Raw genomic sequence first — 20031 nt, 5'->3', positions numbered from 1 at the left:
TTGCCTAAAATTCATGTCGGATACATTGAGTGTTCGACATGAATTTTTATAGACACAGGATGAGAAATTGAACCCTGCAATTTATCTATGAATCAACAACACATTATATTTGTCTGCACAATCTGTGGAAGTAGTCATCAGACAAAACAGGATGTTGTGAAAAGCGACGGTGAACGGCTGCTAGAGAAATTACAAACCCTATATCATGACTGGGTGTTACAAAATGAGTTCTCGATTCAACCCGTTGAATGTATGGGTGTTTGCGAGCAGGTTTGTGCAATTGCTTTCGTCTCTCCTAACAAACACACCTACTTATTCGGCGATTTACCTGCTGATGCTGAACGTGTAGAGAAGACAGCAAGTGCCATACTTGACTGTGCTACTCAGTATCACGCCAAGTCGGATGGTTTGCTCGCCTACGCCAAGCGCCCGGAACTGCTCAGAGCCGGAGCGATCGCCCGGATTCCACCTCTGCCACCGGGTCATTAGCTACGAACTTTGGTGAGAATTTTTTGGGAATAAAACGAAGCTGATTCTTCGTTTTTGGCACAATCTTGGGCAAATTTAATCAAATGATGGCCGACAAGGCCAACGTGAATCAAGTTTTCAATATTACCTGCTTTTAGGGCTGGCTTCGCCATTTTCCAGAAAGTTTGACGATAGTTACCAAATATGCCTACCCGCAGCAAAATATTGCTTAAATAAGTTAAACCTTTGCGAATATTAGCTCCAGATGTCCGAGATGGGCTGTTAGGAACTTCGATGCGGTTTGGATAGGTGTGTTCCATGTTGTAGGCGAACCGCTCATATAAAAATTCCGGCTCATAAGCAGTTGTGATACAACGCCGCCACATCTCGACAACTTGCTCGTAGGGCATCAAAAACTCAACATTTGATTCGCGGTTTTCATCAAAGAGAAGTCGTCCTTCTGCTTCTAACCTCCGCCATAATGGAGTTCTCGGTAAAGCATGAAGTAGGTTAATTGTCAACATCGGAATTTGCGATGCCCGAATAAATTCGATAATTCGGTCTGCTGTTTCTGGTGTATCTGTATCTAACCCGATAATGATTCCTGATACTACTTCCATGCCATAGCTATTCAAAACCTGAATTGCTTTTAAAATTGGCATACTCAGATTTTGGTCTTTGGAAATCGCATGGAGAGCATTTGGTTCTGGTGTTTCGATACCGCAAAAGATTGTGCAAAAATAAGCTTCGCGCATCATCTCTAGCAGTTTGGGACTTTGAGCTAAGTTGAGGGTTGCTTCACAGGCAAATTGGATGGGGTAGCCATTGCGTTTTTGCCAGTCAATCAGATGCGGAAGTAACTTCATGGCAGCGCGGCGATCGCCAACAAAGTTATCATCGACAAAATACACTGCCCCCAAATTGCCAGATTGTCGCATTGCATCTAATTCCGCAACTACTTGCTCTGGTGTTTTCATTCGGGGACTGTTGCCATAGAGTTCGGGAATATCACAAAACTCGCAGTGATAAGGGCAACCACTAGAAAACTGGACATTTGCCAGAAAATAATCATTGATATTCAGCAAATGATAAGCTGGGGTGGGAAACTCTGTTAGGGGCAAACGTTCCTTGGTTTCAAAGCGGATTTGCGCTTGGGGACGTTGAGAGTTTTGGTCTAGATATTCGATCATGCGATCGCTTCCATCTCCCAATTCACCCAAATTTAAAATGTCAAACTCAGGATAATATTCTGGACACCCAGATACCGAAGGGCCACCGACAACTGTAATTTTCCCGGCTCGATGGGCAAGTTCGTTAATTTGATTAATCTGTGGTTTTTGGATATGCATTCCACTCACAATCACCACATCAGCCCATTGATAATCAGCCCGCGTTGCTGATTTGACATTCTCATCAATAAACCGCACTTCCCATTCTTGAGGTAAGTAGGCAGCCACAATTAAAATACCTTGGGGTGGCATAAAAGCCCGAACTTTACCCATAAGTGGGTAAGCGTGATGAAAAGTACCAAAGGAGCGGCTGTACTTAGGAAAAATACACAGAATGCGTCGATGGTTCGAGGGAACGTAGCTGGTTCTCTTAGTGATGGGAGCGGTTTTTGAATCGGCCGCTATATAAGTTGGGTTCTCTAAAGACTTCAGATTTACAGTCATCGCAAATTTCACCCCAGAAGACTGAACAGCTAATTTGACAATCTATTGACTTAATCAGCTGTCATCCAAACTAGCTTACCGCGATCTTTCAGAAGTTTTTAACTGTAAGATATAAAATTTCTCCTAGAAGGGCGAACTGAATTAGTTTGCAAGCCACTGTCATGAATTTGATTTACTTTCTTTTGCGTTCTTCATGGGGAATGGTAGCGGTAGCGATCGCTACCGGATTCCTGAGTGGCGGTAGTAGTGCTGGCTTAATTGCCTTAATTAGTCATACAGCAAGTAGTAGTTCCGCTTCCCGCTTCACATCCATCGCTTGGGGTTTTGTGGGGCTGGCGATCGTTGCACTGATTACCAGTATCATTTCTCAAGTGATGCTGATTCGTCTTTCTCAGAATGCCGTTTTGCAATTACGGATGCGTTTGAGTCGCCAGATTCTCGCTTCGGAATTGAGTCATCTGGAACGCTTAGGGAATCCTCGATTATTGGCAACTCTCACAGAAGATATTCAGGCGGTTGCTAATGCTGTTTATCAGATGCCTTTCATTTTTATTAATTTAGCGATCGTCCTGGGCTGCATAGCGTATATAACTTGGCTTTCTTGGTTAGTATTGGTAATGGTGTGTGGGATTTCAGTAGTGGCGATCGCTAGTTGTCAGTGGCTACTCAACAGAGGCGGGAAATTGCTGGCCTTAGCTCGTGAAGATGAGGATCATCTGTTTAAACATTTTCGGACTATTACCGAAGGAGTTAAGGAACTCAAACTAAATTACAGGCGACGTGAAGACTTTTTAGCAGAAAAACTGCAATCAACTGCTAACGAGTTTCGCCATCACAATGTTAACGGTCTGACCCTTTTTGCCATAACTTCAAGCTGGGGTCAACTCATATTCTTTTTTGCCCTCGGTTTTGTCTTGTTTGTGTTGCCGAATCTGCTTACCATCAATTCTGAAACTCTTTCTGGTTACATTTTGACCTTCACTTACTTGGTGTTACCAATGGATAACATCATCAGCAAACTTCCCCTATTAAGCAAAGCTAGTATTGCCTTGCAAAAAATCGAGTCATTGGGTTTATCTCTAGCTAGTCGAACTGAAATTTCAACTGTTCCACCTGCTCTGAAAGATGATTGGCACAGCTTAAAATTTAAAAGTGTTACCCATACTTACTACACAGATCAAGAAGACAATAGCTTTACCTTTGGCCCCATAGATTTGACACTCTCTCCTCAAGAATTAGTCTTTATTGTCGGTGGAAATGGTAGCGGTAAATCTACATTAGCTAAACTAATTACCGGACTATATATCCCTGAAAATGGTGAAATTTGGTTTGATAATGAGTTAATTAGTGAACAGAACCAAGAATGGTATCGGCAGCATTTTTCTGTGGTATTTTCCGACTTTTATTTATTTGAAGAACTTTTGGGATTAAAAAATGCTGACTTGGATATTCAAGCAAAAAAATATTTAAAACAACTGCAACTAGACCATAAAGTGAAAGTTGAAAATGGGCAACTTTCCACCACAGCACTTTCTCAAGGACAACGGAAACGACTAGCTTTGCTTACAGTCTACTTGGAAAATCGACCAATTTATCTATTTGATGAGTGGGCAGCCGATCAAGATCCAGTATTCAAAGAAATATTTTACACTCAGATATTACCCGAACTGCGATCGCGGGGCAAAACAGTACTAGTGATTAGCCACGACGACCGCTATTTTCATTTAGCCAACCGAATTATTAAACTTGACTATGGAAAAATCGAGTCCGACAAAACTTAATCCAAACTCCTATTCTCTGGCAATAACTATATCGTTGGACTTAATAACGGCGTAAGCCTCTTTCCCCTCAGACAAATCTAACTCTTCTACCGATACTCTGGTGATAATCGAAGTTAACTCAACTCTGTGAATAATCTCCAGTGTCACCTCACTATTAACTGCTCCTGTGACAACTCGTTTAACAACACCCTTCAGAATATTGCGGGAGCTAACTTTGAGTGATTTCTTTTGAGTACTAATTTCTGTCTCAGGATTTTGAGTGTAGAGACGTTCCTCAGTTGGTAGGGAATTGGATGGTGAAGAGTGTTGATTAAGACCGCGTACCAATTCCCGCAGAATTTCGGTCTTGGTTCGCTGAGACTGGCCGCAAAACTCTTCTAAAATCTTTCGTTCCTCTTCTGAGGTTTGGAATGTGACCCAGCCTTGTTCTTTTTTAGGCATAATTTTACCGATATAGTTGGGAAAATCTTGGTATTATTGGTACGATTCTACCTAGCATCAATTTTAGAAAAAAATCTCTCAAGCACCTTATTCTATGAAAAGAAGACAAATTCTTGGTTTCCTAGGTGTAGCAGTTGCTGGCTTGTTCTTGGCAATCGGTTTACCGTTAGTTACTCCTTCTCCTGTAATAGCACAGTCAAACACCACTATCCTCGTGTCCGCAGCCGCCAGCTTAAAAGAGGCACTAGAAGAAATTAAGCCTTTGTACCAACAAAGTAAATCAGATGTCAACATTAATTATAATTTTGGGGCTTCTGGCGCTTTGCAGCAACAGATTGAGCAAGGTGCGCCAGCCGACATCTTTATTTCTGCTGGCAAAAAACAAGTGGATGCTTTAGAAGAAAAAGGACTTTTGGTACCAGGTAGCCGGATTAACCTGGCAAATAACCGTTTAGTCTTGATTGTGGCTCAGGATGTTGTTGGCATTAGTAGCTTCTACAATTTAACAGATAGTAAGATTAAAAAAATTGCGATCGGTGAACCCAGAAGTGTACCCGCCGGTCAATATGGGGAGCAAGTCTTAAAGAAATTGAAACTTTACGATCGGGTAAAGTCTAAATTGGTTTTTGCTAACAATGTGCGTCAAGTTTTAGCAGCAGTAGAAAGTGGTAACGCCGAAGCTGGTTTAGTTTACGCCACTGATGCCAAAATTTCCAATAAGGTAAAAGTCGTAGTTGCTGCTGACGATAAGTTTCACTCACCAATTGTCTATCCAATGGCAGTAATTAAAAGTAGTAAAAATATTCCCGCAGCCAAAGAGTTTATCCAGTTTTTATCTAACAGTCAAGCGAAGGATGTACTCAAAAAATATGGGTTTATTATACGTTGAAGAATAAGGGGTTTAAGCCCCTTATCTTAATTGAGGTCTAAGAGGATGAATAAACAAGTATTTCGCTGTGATTTTAGGTACTCAGCGATCCCCCCTGACCCCCCTTTTTAAGGGGGGAACCGGAATAAAAGTCCCCCTTTTTCAGGGGAGCCACTTGCTTCACTTGGGGTCTCCCTAAGTGAAGCAAGTGGCGTGGATTTAGCCGGATCTAGAACGTTTTAATACCTACAATAGGACTTTTAAAACATCCTCTAAGAAGCCGTGGATTGTAACTTTTCTAATCGCGCCAGCACTTCTGAACTGTGAATGTTTGGGTTGACTTTGACAAAAGTCTCGCGCAAGATGCCTTGAGGATCGATGATAAAACTATGGCGGCTCGATAAGAAACCGAGCCACGAACCATAAGCTTTGCTCACTGAACCATCGGTGTCAGCCAATAGTGGGAATTTTAGTCCCTCTGAATCACAAAATTTGGCGTGAGAATCAATGTCATCAGCACTTACGCCAAGAATTTGGGTATTTTTATCAAGGTATTGAGGTAAGTCTTGCTGAAAACGACGAGCTTCTATGGTGCAACCAGAGGTGAAGTCTTTAGGGTAAAAGTAGAGGACTAGCCACTTACCGCGCAGGTCAGAGAGGGAAATTTTGCTATCACCTGTGTTCGTTGGCAAAGTAAACTCTGGTGCGGGTTGATTAATTGTAGGAAGTTTGCCACCAAGAGCATCAGCAACAGGGGTAAAGTTCAGCCAGCTGATGACAGAAATACAGCTGGCAAATAATATGTTTAAAAAAGTGCGGCGGGAAATCATGGTGTAAACCAGAATTACAACTTTACACAAGTTTACAATTCTTGGTTGCAGCAAATCTCACTTAGAGTCAGATTTGGGAGGGTTATCTGTGCTTTCGATGTATTGGCTATCTAGCAGAAAGGCTCCCCTGGTGAACCGAATACCCCAATATCCACCGGGACGACGGTCAATCACTATACCCTCTTCACCAATGCGAATAACATCAGGGGGGCGCAGCATGGGCATAGGTTCAGCTGTTTTGACGTAGGGCGGTAGTGCCACAACCCGCACTTTACTACCAATTGCGAATTCTTGAGACATCTTAATCAAGCTAGGAGTTTTGATTAACTCATAACTCATAACTATCTTGAAAGTCTAGTAAATGGGGAATTGGGCAAATGTGGTTCAATAAATCACTTTTAAACCGCAGAGGCACGCAGAGCGCAGAGAGGAAAGCAGAGATTTTAGAAGTTACTTTGAAAGAATTAATCCCTAAAAAGGGGAAAGGGAAAGGGGATGAAATTTTCCCCTTTCCGCATCTTCTGCAAGAAGTCTATTAATTTTGGACTGTGGAAAATAAGGACTGGACATCAGTCAAGGGTAAGTGCCACAGTAATTCTGGTTGCCAAGTATCTGGGTCAAGGTGGGAGTTACAACCGCGTTGATATGCTTGCCAGAGTCTGTCCCAGCTAAATTGTTGTTGAGAATTTAGGTTTTTATGGATGACTCGTAACAGTCCTAGCCCCAGCATCAAGTTAGTTGTGCTAAATTTTGTTCCTAATAAAAATGCTTGTACTTCTGCTTCCCCAATCAAGTCAGCACCGTAGCCTGTAAGGACGTGAATCCAATCATGGAGTTGTTTCCGACGGCTACCAGTGGTAAAAGGTTGTAGATTGTGTTCATTGAGGAAATTCGCCCAAGTTCTGCCAAAAGTGCCAGTAGGGAGAAAACGCAATCTCTCTATTTCAACAATTTGGGGAACATCTCGTCCTTGTGCTATGACGACGCGATCGATTAAATCTAAAACCTGTTGCAGGCGAGGAGTGGGATTTGGAGAAGCAGCAAAGGGTTGCATCATAATCTATCTTGGGATGAGATGGGCAGTACTGCCCATCCCAGAATTATTATTTTTTGAAAGATTATTATTGAGGATTGCTTTGTTGACGGCGAGAAGGAGCATTTTGACGGAATTGCTCTATTTTCTGGCGCTGTTCGGGGGTTAAGACTGCTTGAATCTGTTGTTTCTCAGACTCCCGAATTTGTCGCATTTGGGTTTTCTGTGCTTCACTCAGATTTAAATCAGCAAAATTACCTTTTTTGCGACCATGATGCTGACCTGGTTGCCCTTGACCTGTTTGCCCCTGAGCCTTACGCGCTTGCCGTTCAGCCTGATGCGCTTGTTTCGCCGCTTCTAATTTTGCCTTTTGTTCTGGGGTCAAAACTGCATCAAATTTGGTACGGCTATCGCGGCGAATTGTCTGAATTTGGGTTTTTTGGGCATCTGTTAGATTTAAGTCTTTCCAAGGGCCCCTTTCTTTTTGTGGAGTTTGTGCCAGTAGCAAGGGTGAAGGAGAGGCTGTTTGAGCGTCAACAGCAAAGGAGGTTGCAGTTAAAGTTAGAGCGATCGCTCCAGCGACTAGCGATAATACTTTGAGTTTCATTACTTATCCTGTGGGTTTTTCCTGGTTGGTTGTCACCATCATAAGAACTTATCTTTAGTAGTTACATGAGGAGAAGGTCATGGTTTTACCCATGACTTTAGTCATGATTGAATTTTGACAAACTTGATTGACAATAAATAGTTAGGAGGTGGGAGTTAGAAGTTATAAATGATGAATATTTTTATGATGATTGATTTATAAATCCTTAGTTAGCTTATTGCATTATGTTTTTATCCGCTGCGGTTACTATTAATTACTCACTTGGTGAAAATTGTAGACTGCCGAAGTAACCGTTAAAAGAGTTAGAATTTATAACTCCAGACTCTTAGCTCATTCATTAACTGGAGCAAAATGACTGATGAATAGTCAATTTAAAATTAACAAGCATCCTTTTCCATCTCTACTTTATCTGGAGTGGATACTATTGGCAATTACTGCATTAACAGCAGTTATCCCACCTCCGTTACGGCGATTTCATCCCAAACCTCCAGAGCTATCAATTTGTGGTACATTTCCCAACTTGTCAGTTTGCAATCTATTACCGGAACTGTCAATTTATAGTCTGGTTATTTTTGCATTAATGGGCTTGATATTACCCACCAAGAGCAAGACCTCTAAAATAATATACACGATTACTGAAATTTCATTAATTTTAACTACTGGGTTGTTTGGTGAAAGATTCGCTCGGCTTTTTCCCTTTCTTTACATAATTTTGGTTACTCGCAGTTGCCTAATATTTAACTTACCTGGACGTTTATTTGTTACCTCCCTATCCTTTACATTGTTCCTATTTACAACACAGTTAAAATATCAGCTATTCAATTTACAAGCATCCCCACAAGCACAAGAAAAATTTAGATTTCTTAGCTTGAATTGGTCGCTAGTATTTGGCTTAAGTTTGGTCTTTGTATTGTTGATGATGAATGCAGTATTATCTGAACGCCACAGCCGAGAAAAGCTAGCGATCGCTAACGAAAAACTCCGTGAATATGCCATGCGAGTTGAAAATCAAGCTACCTTAGAAGAACGTAACCGCATTGCTCGTGAAATTCATGATTCATTAGGACATTCTTTAACTGCTTTAAATTTGCAATTAGAAACAGCTTTAAAACTGTGGCAATCTAATCCAGGTAAGGCTGAAACATTTCTAGCAACAGCAAAAGAATTAGGTTCCAAGGCGCTAAAAGATGTCCGCCAATCTGTTTCTACTATGCGTTACAATCCCTTACAAGAGCAATCTTTAGATAGTGCGATCGCTAGTCTTTCAGAAAATTTTCATCGCTCTAATGGCATTTTACCAATTTGCCAAATCAACCTGGAATATTCTCTACCACCTGAAATCAATACTGCTATTTACCGGATTATTCAAGAATCTTTGACAAATATAACTAAATATGGTTATGCAACCGAGGTGAAACTGGAACTCACGACAACCAGAGGAAATTTGCGATTGATAATTCAGGATAATGGTAGAGGTTTTGATTTAGGGCAAAATACTACTGGTTTTGGACTTCATAGTATGCGCGATCGCACTTTAGCACTTGGAGGTGAGTTTAATATTAATAGCGCTCCTGGTTCTGGTTGCAAAATTACAGTTAATATTCCTTTAATGAGGTTGAGATGATTAAAGTATTGTTGGTAGATGACCAAAGTTTAATTCGTCAAGGATTAAGAGCGTTATTAGAATTAGAACCAGATTTAGAGATAGTCGGAGAAGCAGAAAATGGCGAACAGGCAATTAATTTGGTTGCTGAATTCCAGCCAGATGTCGTATTGCTAGATATTAGAATGCCTATTATGGATGGAGTTGCAGCCACGAAGGAGATTCAAAAACGTTTTGCAAAAACTAAAATTTTAGTCCTAACAACTTTTGATGATGATGAATATGTATCAGCAGCATTGCAAAATGGGGCAATGGGTTATTTATTGAAAGATACACCATCAGAAGAATTAGCTGTTGCTATTCGTGCTGTTTATAAAGGATATACTCAATTAGGCCCAGGTATAGTTAAAAAGCTCTTAACTCAGTTTTCTAATGGTATAGTAACCCAGTCACCGCCTGTACCATCAACTTTAGCCGAACTTACTCCCAGAGAAAAAGAGGTTTTGCGGTTAATTGCTACAGGCGCTAGTAACCGAGAAATTGCTCAACAACTCTACATTTCTGAGGGGACGGTCAAAAATCATGTGACGAATATTTTAAATCGGTTAAATTTGCGCGATCGCACTCAAGCAGCGATTTGGGCAAATACATATTTATCCTATTTGAAGGAAGCAAGTTAAATAATTCGTAATTTTAATCTATATAGGAATCATTTTTGATTTTTGAAATAAATATAAGTATCTGTAGGGGAGCCAGTCGTATGTGCGGGAAACCCCCGACTTGAGCGAACTGGCGTTGTGTTAGACGGAACGTCGTAACGCGCCATAAGCGTTGGGGTGGTGCCGTACTCTCCTAACGCACCCTACGCATATTTGAAAAATCAAATAAATAAGTTGGTATAAATAAACCAAATTATGTTATGAAAAATGCCAAATCAAATTACAGCTTATTTAAATAAGTCTAAACATTCATTTTTTAAAATACCTTTGGTGACTTTGATATTATTAAATGATTTAGCAATTATCTCTTCACAAGATAGGTTAATTTGAGATTGATTTACCTTGATTAAATCTTGAATTGAAGCACCATATACAATTTCTGATAAACCACTCCAAACACAAGCAGTTGCACACATCGGACAAGGTTCGCCAGTTGTATATATGCTATAACCTTCTAAAGAAGGGTTTTGAAGTTTAGATGTTAAACTACGAATAACATTGATTTCTGCATGGGCTGATGGATCGTTGTCTCTTCTAACAGTATTATGACCTACGGCAACGACTTCGTTATCTTTAACAATTACAGCACCATAAGGTGCATCTCCTTCTTTTGCTTCTGCCAAAGCTAAACGCATAAAATATTCTGGGTTCATATAAGCTGCTGTTAACATAAGGATAATGATTAATCATATCGTATTTCTAATGCTATAACTGGGAATTAAGATTAGTTAATGGTCGAATATGTTACTGAGCAGACAAGAAACAGAATTCTACTTAACAGACCTGGAAACACCAATAGGTAAAGCGATTAATTTAACACTTGCCGCTTTGGTGTTACTATCATCAGGAATTTTTATGGCGGAAACTTATAATATCCCTGATTCTGTGCGGTTTCAATTGCATCTTGTTGATACTGCGATCGTCATCATATTCGCGGTGGAATATTCACTCCGTCTGTGGAGTGCAGAAAATAAAGTTCAGTATATTTTTAGCTTTTATTCTATTATTGACTTAATGGCGATTTTACCATTCTTTCTAGGAATGGTGGATATTAGTTTTATCCGCCTACTGCGATGGTTTCGGATTTTACGATTAATTAGATTTATAGATAGAAAATTTTTATTCGCCAGTATCAGTACCGAAGATGGAATGATTTTTACGCGAATATTATTTACATTATTTGCAATTGTTTTTATTTATTCTGGTTTAATTTATCAAGTAGAGCATCCAGTTAATCCTCAAAATTACGGTACATTTTTGGATGCATTCTATTTCTCTGTTGTCACAATGACAACTGTGGGATTTGGCGATGTTATTCCTATTTCTGAATTAGGGCGCTTGCTAACAGTATTGATGATTTTTACCGGAATTGCGCTGATTCCTTGGCAAGTGGGCGATTTAATTAAGCGAGTAGTGAAAACTGCTAATCAGGTAGAAACCGTTTGCTCAAATTGTGGTTTGGCTTTCCATGATGTAGATGCGGGGTTTTGTAAAAGGTGCGGAACTAAGTTACCAAGTCGGAGGGTTGATTGAAAAAGGAAATTTCACGGTAAGATAATCTTTCTTTGGCAACTGCTCAGAAAAGAGAATATAACCAATGCCTAACCTCAATCTAATTTCAGAATATAAAAGCTTTGGTGGCAAACTCGGCTTTTACAGTCATCCCTCCTCAAGCTGTAACGGTGAAATGCGCTTTGCTGTCTATCAACCACCACAAGCCACTCAAAAGCCTGTGCCAATTCTCTATTTTCTCTCTGGTTTAACTTGTACGGAAGAAAATTTTATGTTTAAGGCGGGGGCGCAACGCTATGCAGCTGAGTACGGTTTGATGCTGGTTGTACCAGATACTAGCCCCCGGAATAGTGGGATTGCAGGTGAGGATGATGATTGGGACTTTGGCACAGGTGCGGGCTTTTATGTTGATGCTACAGAGGAACCGTGGCGTAAAAACTACCAAATGTATAGTTATGTCGTCCAGGAATTACCTGCTTTAATTACCGCAAATTTCCCAACCCAACCCGAAAAACAAGGAATTTTCGGTCATTCAATGGGGGGACACGGGGCGCTAGTCTGTGCGATGAGAAACCCAGAACTCTATAAATCAGTATCAGCTTTTGCACCTATTACTGCACCTATGAATTGTCCTTGGGGTCAAAAAGCTTTTAGTGGTTATCTTGGCAGCAATCAAGAAAGTTGGCGTGCTTATGATGCCAGTGAATTGGTCAAGCAAGTGGGATATCATAGTCTAATTCTCATCGATCAAGGAACTGCCGATCAAGTTTTAGCTGAACAATTAATGCCAGAAGTTTTTGAACAAGCTTGTGCAGATGTTAAGCAACCCCTAAATTTGCGTTACCAAGAAGGCTATGACCACAGTTTTTATTTTCTCGCCAGTTTTATTGAAGATCATATCCGCCACCATGCGATCGCTTTCGGAGTTCCAGTGACTAAATAAACACCCTCTTAGCTTCAGCTTTCCAATTGCTTTTTTGTCACTAAAGCTGATTTCGCTCAACTAATAGCTTCCATCTAACGATTTATTAGTGAGTGCAGTCTTAAGGTGCTTGCCCAAAAGCCTGAGCTATAGCATTGCGGGCAATCTTAGGTTTTAGGTTCTCATCGAAGGGAAGCGGACGCAGAAATTTCCAGAGACTTGAATTGTCCCTATAGGTTTTCTTTGGCATCCAGTCGGGATGACGTATCCAGGTATGACGGTCGGTAATTCCCCATGTAATCACAGTATCAACTTTAGCGGCAAAGCACAGGTCAAGATATCGCTTATAAGCGTCGGCTACCATCTGGTCTAGCTTTTGGATACTATCAGGCAGTGGAGTATCAATGATAATATCTAATTCTGTAATCATTGGTTTAACTCCCAAATCGTTGAGCCGTTTTAAGACAGAACTAAATCCTTTGGCATCAAAACCATAAGCGGTAGAAAACCATAGATGCGACTGGATACCTGCGCCATCAATTTTAACGCCACTATTCTTCAGATACTCAACCATTTTTAAGAAACGGCTTGATTTCCATGTAGCGCCTTCGATGCCAAAATCGTTTAGATAAAATTTCTTGGTGTTATCAACTGAAGCGGCAATTTTAAACAAGTCTCGAATTAATTCTGGTTTTACCCCTTTACGCAAACCGTAGGTAGCGTCATCAGTATTATTTTCATTATCAGCGATAATTTCATTGGCAATATCCCAAGACTTTAAAACGGGGCTATGACGATAATGCCCCATGACTCCTTTGACATGGCGTTCGATCGTCTCAAGAGTTGGGGGATAAGGAAGCCAGTCTGGTCTTCCCATGTGCCAGAAAAGGGTATGCCCATGTAATGCTATATTATTCTTCTGGCAGAAATTAGCGATCGCATCTGCTGATTCAAAGGTAAATTTTCCTGGCTGTGGTTCAGTGGCATTCCATTTTAATTCACCATTCGGTGTCACAATCGAACACTCACGAGCAATTAGGTTAGCGTAATCTTTATCTTTCAGCAAAAATTCAGCATCAACTGCTGCGCCATAACGCTTACCTTTAGCAGCAGCTAATTGCCGAAGTGGAGAATCTACATTTGTATCAGTTCCTGCAATATAATTCGTACTCTGGTCTTCTTTCTGCTTATCCTTTTGTAAAAAGCCCATAGTCAATAAGGCAGAAAGGGTTGTGTATCCTGCTCTTGTTAAAAATTTTCTCCGATAAGGCATAAATTTTACTTAATTAAGAAACACACGAATTATTATATTACATAATCCGTTCTGAGACTTTTTAAGGTTTGATGATGATTCCTACTGTTCTATTTTTTACTTTAACTAGTCATCTTCGATCAGAACTGTAACAGCTGCGATCGCAATCAACATTTCGTCATTTTTATCATTGAGTTCGGGAATCGCCCGCCCTTGAACTATCATCCCCCCAGATTCTACAGTGAGGGTTTTTCGCCCAAATGGTAATACAGCAAGTACCTCTTCTTCTCTAACTTGCTCTGGGTATGGCACTGCGACCTGAACCTCTATAATCATTTGATTGGGGTGACTTAAACCTGCAACCTCCCAAACACCAGGTAAAGCATTGTGAGCGATCGCATTTCGTACTGCCCTAGATGCTGCTACAGTTGGTTCTTGCCCATGCTGATCTATTCCCATCCCCATCTCGATAATCAAGCGTTTACGCGCCATTGCTATCTCCAGTAAATTTGCACCTTTCACTTTATATAAATCAGGAGTCAAAAGCCAGAATCTAGAGTTCTCTGAATACTGACTTCTAACTCCCCAAGCAAGAGAATATATCTATACCCATCTATACCCGCATTTCTCACAAACAAGCTTGAGAGGAAGGATGGGCAGAGAAGAAAGAACTTGATATTTGAACTCTCCCCTGCTCCTCTGCTCCCCTGCTCCTCTGCTCCCCTGCTCCCCTGCTCCCCTGCTCCCCTGCTCCCCTGCTCAAGCGCAGGTTTAATCGAGATATGGTGAGAAATCCAGGTATGCTCTTCTGGGAAAGAGGTAAAATTCGTGGCAGATTCTGATTAGTTTTGGAACTTATATCGGTTGAGGTGATTTAGATCATACGCTGCAAGCGACTCAGACGCTCTGAGTAACTTTTCATCACCTGTATAGCAAACATGGGTGTTTCCTGAACAGCAAAGAGAAACCCTTCGTGATTAAGGAAAGCTAGTTTGCTATCTACCTTAGCAATGGCTGTGTAAGTTCTATTTTGCACTCCTACAAGTACCCCAACACCAAAAACTTCGCCCGTTTCAATGGTTTCTACAACCTTGCCATTGACTAATATATCTACCTCTCCTTCCAGAATGCCGTAGATTTTATCACCAGACTGTCCTTCTTCAAAGATGACTTCGCCTGCTGAAAATGCTTGAGGAGCGGGTTGTTTTTGAAAGATACTGACTGTTAATACAGGACTTAGCATTAGAGCAACCCCAAAATTATTGGTTTTTAGACGAAACTTTTTGATAGCTTTAGGCGAACCCAAAAAAGTATACTACTTTCTGTTGGTTAACTCTCAATCTCCACAAAATTCCTGATTAGTCCCCTAATCGTCAATATTAGATGGTAGTAGGGAACTTGGTTTCAAATGTTGCAGTTGTGCTATGTCTATGGAAATGTTTGGTAATTCTGCAACCAGAGTTAAATCAACTGCGTAGGTATCGTTAAGCAAAAAAGGCTGAAGATTAGCATTAATTTTAAAGCCTTCTGTTGTGGGGAGATTACCCAAATCTAAATCTTGAGCATCAATTAACCGTTCTGGTATTCTTCCTATTTCCCGCTTGGGGTCTATAAGCGTGTAAACGCTGTTCGTTCATGAGCAGGTGTGAATTAGACGCATCTTGATGAAGCTTCAACAGTATTATCCTCAATTTCGGAAAAATTAGACACAAAGTTGACAATCGCTACAATTTTCTGAATCAAGATTTTGTCATTTTTAATGTAATTGCGATGGCTACAAATGCAACTTGTATTTTCAAAGGATGTTTTAAAAGTCCTATTGTTGGTAGTAAAAGGTTTTAGATCCCCCTAAATCCCCCTTAAAAAGGGGGACTTTGATTCCGGTTCCCCCCTTTTTAAGGGGGGTTAGGGGGGATCAACAAGTGCATAAAATCACAGCTAATTACTTTTCAAACAATTTCTTAGGCGATCGCATTTGCTGATTTGGCGATCGCATTTGTTGATTCGGAGTTCGCATTTGCTGATTTGGGGTTCGCATTTGCTGATATGGCGTTCGCATTTGTTGATTCGGAGTTCGCATTTGCTGATTTGGGGTTCGCATTTGTTGATTTAGCGTTCGCATTTGCTGATTCGGCGTTCGCATTTGTTGATTTGGGGTTCGCATTTGCTGATTTGGGGTTCGCATTTGCTGATTTGGGGTTCGCATTTGCTGATTTGGGGTTCGCATTTGCTGATTGCACTTATTCTCAAACAACAAATCGATTGAAAAATGAGTAAAAATACAGATAAACTCGTAATTATTTCGTTGAACTTTTAATGAAATAAATCCACAAAACTACCCATCTCAGGCAAAAGGATACTCCACTATGTTGAAAAAGGAATTCTTAAAAAAAAGGATATCTCATGTCTTTAAGAACTCGTGGTTCTGCTGCTGTTGAAAAAGCCCAACTTCGTCTCGCCTTGCTTAAATCCGTTGATGAAAATCTGGATTTAGGACATGGATTAACCATTGAAGCCTACAACTACCTGATCAACACTACCCGTTCGACGTTAGAAGCTCATAACACGCTTGTGTCCAATCTTGAAGAATCCCGTAAAACAATAATCCAGATGGATAAAGCCCTCTCCGAAATGTCTGAACGAATGCTAAGTGGAGTTGCAACTATCTACGGCAGAGACAGTATACAGTATTCCAAAGCTGGCGGCTCTAATGGAAAAAGAAATAAACAATCTAGTTCAAAAGCTGCTCCAGTTGTAGCGGTTCTTGCCAGTCAACCGGTTCAAGCTGCAATTGCGAATGCGTCAATTAACGGTAACGGTACAACTCCTTTGCTGCAATAATCCACTCTTTGCATAAATCTAGTAGCGTGTCAAGACTAAATTGTTGCATTAAATATAAGTTGGGTTTCCTTACGTCAACCCAACCTACCTTTAATCCAATACAGTTCAATTAAGCAATTTTTTCCTTCTCTTTCTTTTCTCTGCGTCCTCTGCGCCTCTGCGGTTCGTAAAAAAAATGACCTTGACAAAGACTGCTAGGCTTAACCCAAGCGTATTGACCTTTAATCCATCTGAATTTTATAGTAGCGATGTGACGGGCTAGGCGTAGGGCGTGTTTTCAAACTATTTGTTTAGCCTCCTAACTTTTTAGATCCCCCTAAATCCCCCTTAAAAAGGGGGACTTTAAGAGACTCTTTGCCCCCCTTTTTAAGGGGGGTTGGGGGGATCTAAGACTTTGAAAACACGCCCTACGCTCTTGTGCAAGAGTTATATCTTTTATTTGGAACTTTAATTAACGAAAATTCAAGGTAGGGAGAGGTTTATCAAACTCCCGTTCAAAAAGCAAATTTTGGTTTCCATACCATCTTCTATAATTGATAAAACCTGCACACCTAATTCTAGGCATGAGACTGTGACCGAATCAGGAAGTTACAAAGATACTGTAAACCTACCCAAGACTAACTTTGAGATGCGGGCAAACGCCATCAAGCGCGAGCCGGAAATCCAAAAATTTTGGGAAGAAAATAAAATTTACGATCGCCTCTTTGAAAATAACCCCGGCGAATTATTTATACTGCACGATGGGCCTCCCTACGCTAATGGCTCACTCCATATTGGTCATGCCTTAAATAAAATTCTCAAAGATATTATTAATCGCTACCAACTGCTACGAGGTCGTAAAGTTCGCTACGTTCCTGGTTGGGATTGTCACGGTTTACCGATTGAGTTAAAAGTTTTGCAGAACATGAAGTCAGCAGAACGGCAAAATTTAACGCCTTTACAACTACGCCAAAAAGCGCAAGAATTTGCTTTAACTACGGTAAATGACCAGCGCCAAAATTTTCAACGCTACGGTATTTGGGGTGATTGGAACCACCCTTATCTAACTCTGAAGCCGGAATATGAAGCGGCTCAAATTGGCGTGTTTGGTCAGATGTTCTTAAAAGGCTACATCTATCGCGGTTTAAAGCCGGTTCACTGGAGTCCCAGTTCTAAAACTGCTTTGGCTGAAGCTGAGTTGGAATATCCTGAAGGTCACGTTTCCCGCAGTATCTATGCAGCTTTTGCAATCACAAGTTTGGCGGAAGCTGTAAAACCACTGTTGGCAGAATATCAGTCAGATTTGGGTGTAGCTATCTGGACAACTACACCTTGGACTATTCCGGCGAATTTGGCGGTGGCGGTGAATGCAGATTTGAATTATGCAGTGGTGGAAGTTTCTAACTCAGAGGCGCAGAGTAATTTCAAATACCTCATCGTTGCTGCTGATTTAATCGAACGTTTATCTTCAACGTTGGGAGTTGAGTTAACTGTAAAAGCCACATTTAAGGGGAATGACTTAGAACACACTACTTACCGTCATCCTCTATTCGACCGCGAAAGCCCGATTGTAGTCGGTGGTGATTACATTACAACTGAATCGGGTACTGGGTTGGTACATACAGCCCCCGGTCATGGTCAAGAAGATTACATCGTTGGTCAGCGTTACGGTTTACCTATCCTTGCACCAGTGGATGACAATGGCAATTTTACCGAAGAAGCGGGAGAATTTGCCGGGTTAAATGTGCTGGGTGATGGGAATCAGGCGGTGATTGATGCCTTAAGTGCGGCTGGTTCTCTGTTGAAGGAAGAAGCATACCCGCACAAGTACCCTTATGATTGGCGGACGAAGAAGCCAACGATTTTCCGCGCCACTGAACAATGGTTTGCTTCCGTGGAAGGATTTAGAGAAGAAGCGCTAAAAGCGATCGCTACGGTAAAATGGATTCCAGCCCAAGGTGAAAATCGGATCACGCCGATGGTGGCGGAACGTTCCGATTGGTGTATCTCTCGTCAGCGCAGTTGGGGTGTACCTATTCCCGTTTTCTACGACGAAGCCACGGGAGAACCACTGCTGAATGAGGAAGTTATCAATCACGCCCAAAAAATTATCGCTGAAAAAGGTTCTGATGTTTGGTGGGAACTTTCAGTTGAGGAGTTATTACCCGAATCCTATCGCCAAAATGGCAAGTCTTACCGCAGAGGTACAGACACAATGGATGTATGGTTTGATTCTGGCTCATCTTGGGCATCTGTCGTCCAACAGCGTCCAGAGTTACGCTACCCTGCTGATATCTATTTGGAAGGTTCCGATCAACATCGCGGTTGGTTTCAGTCAAGCTTGCTCACCAGTGTAGCGGTAAATGACATTGCACCTTACAAAACTGTCCTAACTCACGGCTTCGCTTTGGATGAACAAGGGCGGAAGATGAGTAAGTCAGAAGGAAATGTGGTTGACCCAAATACAATCATTGAAGGCGGGAAAAATCAAAAAGTAGAACCGGCTTATGGTGCAGATGTCTTGAGATTGTGGGTATCATCGGTAGACTACTCCGGCGATGTCCGCATTGGGAAAAACATCATCAAGCAGATGAATGATGTTAGAGGCAAAATTCGCAATACGGCGCGGTTTTTGCTGGGTAGCTTGGATGATTTTGACCCAGAAAAAGATGCAGTTCCCTTCGAGGAATTGTCAGAACTTGACCGTTATATGCTGCATCGCATAACCGAAGTATTTGAGGAAGTAACCGAAGCCTTTGAAAGTTTCCAATTCTTCCGCTTTTTCCAAACAGTGCAGAATTTCTGCGTGGTAGATTTGTCCAACTTTTATTTAGATGTTGCCAAAGATAGATTGTACATCAGTGCAAAAGATGCTTTCCGCCGTCGCAGTTGTCAAACAGTGCTGAAAATAGCTTTAGATAACTTAGCACGAGCGATCGCACCAGTGTTATCCCACACTGCCGAAGATATCTGGCAATATCTCCCTTACAAAACACCTTACAAATCTGTATTTGAGGCTGGTTGGGTGCAGATTGAGGAAAAATGGCGGAATCCAGAATTGGCAGAATTTTGGGAAACACTGCGACAACTCCGCACCGATGTTAATAAGGTGTTAGAACAAGCCCGGATAGAAAAACTCATTGGTTCTTCCCTGGAAGCGAAAGCTTTGATTTATATACCTCACAAACAGTTAGGTGATGCTATCAAAGCCTTTAATCCTGTTAAAGGTAACGGGATTGACGAACTGCGGTATCTATTGCTGACTTCCCAGGTGGAATTATTAGATTCTGCTGAAGGATTGCAAGGATTGAAATATACGGCGCAAACGGAAGACTGGGGAATTGGGGTAGTGAACGCAGAAGGGCAAAAATGCGATCGCTGTTGGAACTACTCTACTCATGTGGGAGAATCAGCAGAACATCCCTTAATTTGCGAACGGTGTGTTGCAGCCTTAGCCGGAGAGTTTTAACAGAATAAAACTTACTGGCTACAAACAAAGCCT

Annotated in this window: 22 protein-coding genes; 10 read left to right on the top strand and 12 right to left on the bottom strand. The window is 41.2% G+C overall.

What is annotated here, in order from left to right:
• Positions 1-87: 87 nt before the first annotated feature.
• Positions 88-489 carry a DUF1636 domain-containing protein gene (locus V7K42_RS05800; protein WP_334914357.1) on the top strand — a complete coding sequence of 134 codons (402 nt, stop codon included), beginning with the start codon at positions 88-90 and terminating at the stop codon, positions 487-489.
• Here the strand turns inward: V7K42_RS05800 and V7K42_RS05795 are convergent.
• On the bottom strand, positions 486-2141 hold the full coding sequence (locus tag V7K42_RS05795; protein ID WP_334914355.1) for a B12-binding domain-containing radical SAM protein: 1656 nt from the start codon (positions 2139-2141) through the stop codon (positions 486-488). The genes V7K42_RS05800 and V7K42_RS05795 overlap by 4 nt on opposite strands.
• Positions 2142-2302: 161 nt before the next feature.
• Here V7K42_RS05795 and V7K42_RS05790 point away from each other — a divergent pair, with 161 nt between their 5' ends.
• Positions 2303-3922, top strand: coding sequence for a cyclic peptide export ABC transporter (locus V7K42_RS05790; protein WP_334914353.1), 1620 nt, complete (start codon positions 2303-2305; stop codon positions 3920-3922).
• A gap of 9 nt (positions 3923-3931) precedes the next feature.
• Here V7K42_RS05790 and V7K42_RS05785 read toward each other — a convergent pair whose 3' ends face one another.
• Positions 3932-4363, bottom strand: a complete 432-nt coding sequence (locus V7K42_RS05785) for a TOBE domain-containing protein (protein ID WP_334914351.1) — start codon at positions 4361-4363, stop codon at positions 3932-3934.
• 94 nt (positions 4364-4457) lie between these two features.
• On the opposite strand from V7K42_RS05785, the gene modA reads away from it, so the two are divergent.
• Positions 4458-5252, top strand: coding sequence for a molybdate ABC transporter substrate-binding protein (modA, locus tag V7K42_RS05780; protein WP_334914349.1), 795 nt, complete (start codon positions 4458-4460; stop codon positions 5250-5252).
• Positions 5253-5503: 251 nt separating this feature from the next.
• On the opposite strand, the gene V7K42_RS05775 is transcribed toward modA, so the two are convergent.
• Together V7K42_RS05775 and sipA are read right to left on the bottom strand one after the other, a co-directional pair.
• Positions 5504-6061: a peroxiredoxin gene (locus V7K42_RS05775; protein ID WP_334914389.1), complete on the bottom strand. Its 558-nt coding sequence runs from the start codon at positions 6059-6061 to the stop codon at positions 5504-5506.
• 57 nt (positions 6062-6118) lie between these two features.
• Positions 6119-6361: a regulatory protein SipA gene (gene sipA / locus V7K42_RS05770; RefSeq protein ID WP_094329425.1), complete on the bottom strand. Its 243-nt coding sequence runs from the start codon at positions 6359-6361 to the stop codon at positions 6119-6121.
• Positions 6362-6438: 77 nt separating this feature from the next.
• Between sipA and V7K42_RS05765 the strand changes: the two genes are divergently transcribed.
• Entirely contained in the window at positions 6439-6600 is a 162-nt protein-coding gene (locus V7K42_RS05765) for a hypothetical protein (RefSeq protein WP_334914347.1), read from the top strand.
• Here V7K42_RS05765 and V7K42_RS05760 read toward each other — a convergent pair.
• Positions 6597-7118 (bottom strand): Coq4 family protein, encoded by a 522-nt coding sequence (locus tag V7K42_RS05760; protein WP_334914345.1) that lies wholly within the window; start codon positions 7116-7118, stop codon positions 6597-6599. The genes V7K42_RS05765 and V7K42_RS05760 overlap by 4 nt on opposite strands.
• Before the next feature lie 64 nt (positions 7119-7182).
• On the bottom strand, positions 7183-7701 hold the full coding sequence (locus V7K42_RS05755; RefSeq protein ID WP_334914343.1) for a Spy/CpxP family protein refolding chaperone: 519 nt from the start codon (positions 7699-7701) through the stop codon (positions 7183-7185).
• A 358-nt stretch (positions 7702-8059) separates the two neighbouring features.
• On the opposite strand from V7K42_RS05755, the gene V7K42_RS05750 reads away from it, so the two are divergent.
• Both V7K42_RS05750 and V7K42_RS05745 read left to right on the top strand, forming a co-directional pair.
• Positions 8060-9325, top strand: a complete 1266-nt coding sequence (locus V7K42_RS05750) for a sensor histidine kinase (protein WP_334914341.1) — start codon at positions 8060-8062, stop codon at positions 9323-9325.
• Complete coding sequence (locus V7K42_RS05745) at positions 9322-9984, top strand: response regulator transcription factor (RefSeq protein WP_334914339.1); 663 nt, start codon at positions 9322-9324, stop codon at positions 9982-9984. Before V7K42_RS05750 ends, V7K42_RS05745 begins: the two co-directional genes overlap by 4 nt.
• Before the next feature lie 266 nt (positions 9985-10250).
• On the opposite strand, the gene V7K42_RS05740 is transcribed toward V7K42_RS05745, so the two are convergent.
• Positions 10251-10676, bottom strand: a complete 426-nt coding sequence (locus tag V7K42_RS05740) for a nucleoside deaminase (RefSeq protein WP_334914387.1) — start codon at positions 10674-10676, stop codon at positions 10251-10253.
• Positions 10677-10764: 88 nt separating this feature from the next.
• Between V7K42_RS05740 and V7K42_RS05735 the strand changes: the two genes are divergently transcribed.
• Both V7K42_RS05735 and fghA read left to right on the top strand, forming a co-directional pair.
• A complete protein-coding gene (locus V7K42_RS05735; protein WP_334914337.1) occupies positions 10765-11556 on the top strand; it encodes an ion transporter in 792 nt (263 codons plus the stop codon).
• Positions 11557-11620: 64 nt separating this feature from the next.
• Positions 11621-12478 (top strand): S-formylglutathione hydrolase, encoded by an 858-nt coding sequence (gene fghA / locus V7K42_RS05730; RefSeq protein WP_334914335.1) that lies wholly within the window; start codon positions 11621-11623, stop codon positions 12476-12478.
• A gap of 100 nt (positions 12479-12578) precedes the next feature.
• On the opposite strand, the gene V7K42_RS05725 is transcribed toward fghA, so the two are convergent.
• The 5 genes from V7K42_RS05725 to V7K42_RS05705 form a co-directional block, all read right to left on the bottom strand.
• A complete protein-coding gene (locus V7K42_RS05725; protein ID WP_334914333.1) occupies positions 12579-13730 on the bottom strand; it encodes an endo-1,4-beta-xylanase in 1152 nt (383 codons plus the stop codon).
• A gap of 105 nt (positions 13731-13835) precedes the next feature.
• Entirely contained in the window at positions 13836-14201 is a 366-nt protein-coding gene (locus tag V7K42_RS05720) for a Lin0512 family protein (RefSeq protein ID WP_334713387.1), read from the bottom strand.
• 382 nt (positions 14202-14583) lie between these two features.
• Entirely contained in the window at positions 14584-14952 is a 369-nt protein-coding gene (locus tag V7K42_RS05715; RefSeq protein ID WP_334886448.1) for a Crp/Fnr family transcriptional regulator, read from the bottom strand.
• Between the two features lie 123 nt (positions 14953-15075).
• Complete coding sequence (locus tag V7K42_RS05710; protein WP_334914331.1) at positions 15076-15258, bottom strand: hypothetical protein; 183 nt, start codon at positions 15256-15258, stop codon at positions 15076-15078.
• 393 nt (positions 15259-15651) lie between these two features.
• Positions 15652-15936: a hypothetical protein gene (locus V7K42_RS05705; protein ID WP_334914329.1), complete on the bottom strand. Its 285-nt coding sequence runs from the start codon at positions 15934-15936 to the stop codon at positions 15652-15654.
• Between the two features lie 176 nt (positions 15937-16112).
• Between V7K42_RS05705 and V7K42_RS05700 the strand changes: the two genes are divergently transcribed.
• Positions 16113-16550, top strand: a complete 438-nt coding sequence (locus V7K42_RS05700) for a hypothetical protein (protein ID WP_334914327.1) — start codon at positions 16113-16115, stop codon at positions 16548-16550.
• Between the two features lie 571 nt (positions 16551-17121).
• Complete coding sequence (gene ileS / locus V7K42_RS05695; RefSeq protein ID WP_334914325.1) at positions 17122-19998, top strand: isoleucine--tRNA ligase; 2877 nt, start codon at positions 17122-17124, stop codon at positions 19996-19998.
• Positions 19999-20031 lie beyond the last annotated feature (33 nt).

This window comes from Nostoc sp., assembly GCF_036917455.1.
Classification (GTDB): domain Bacteria; phylum Cyanobacteriota; class Cyanobacteriia; order Cyanobacteriales; family Nostocaceae; genus Nostoc.
The sequence above is the reverse complement of the archived record's forward strand: the minus strand, read 5'-3'. Positions and strand labels throughout refer to the sequence as shown.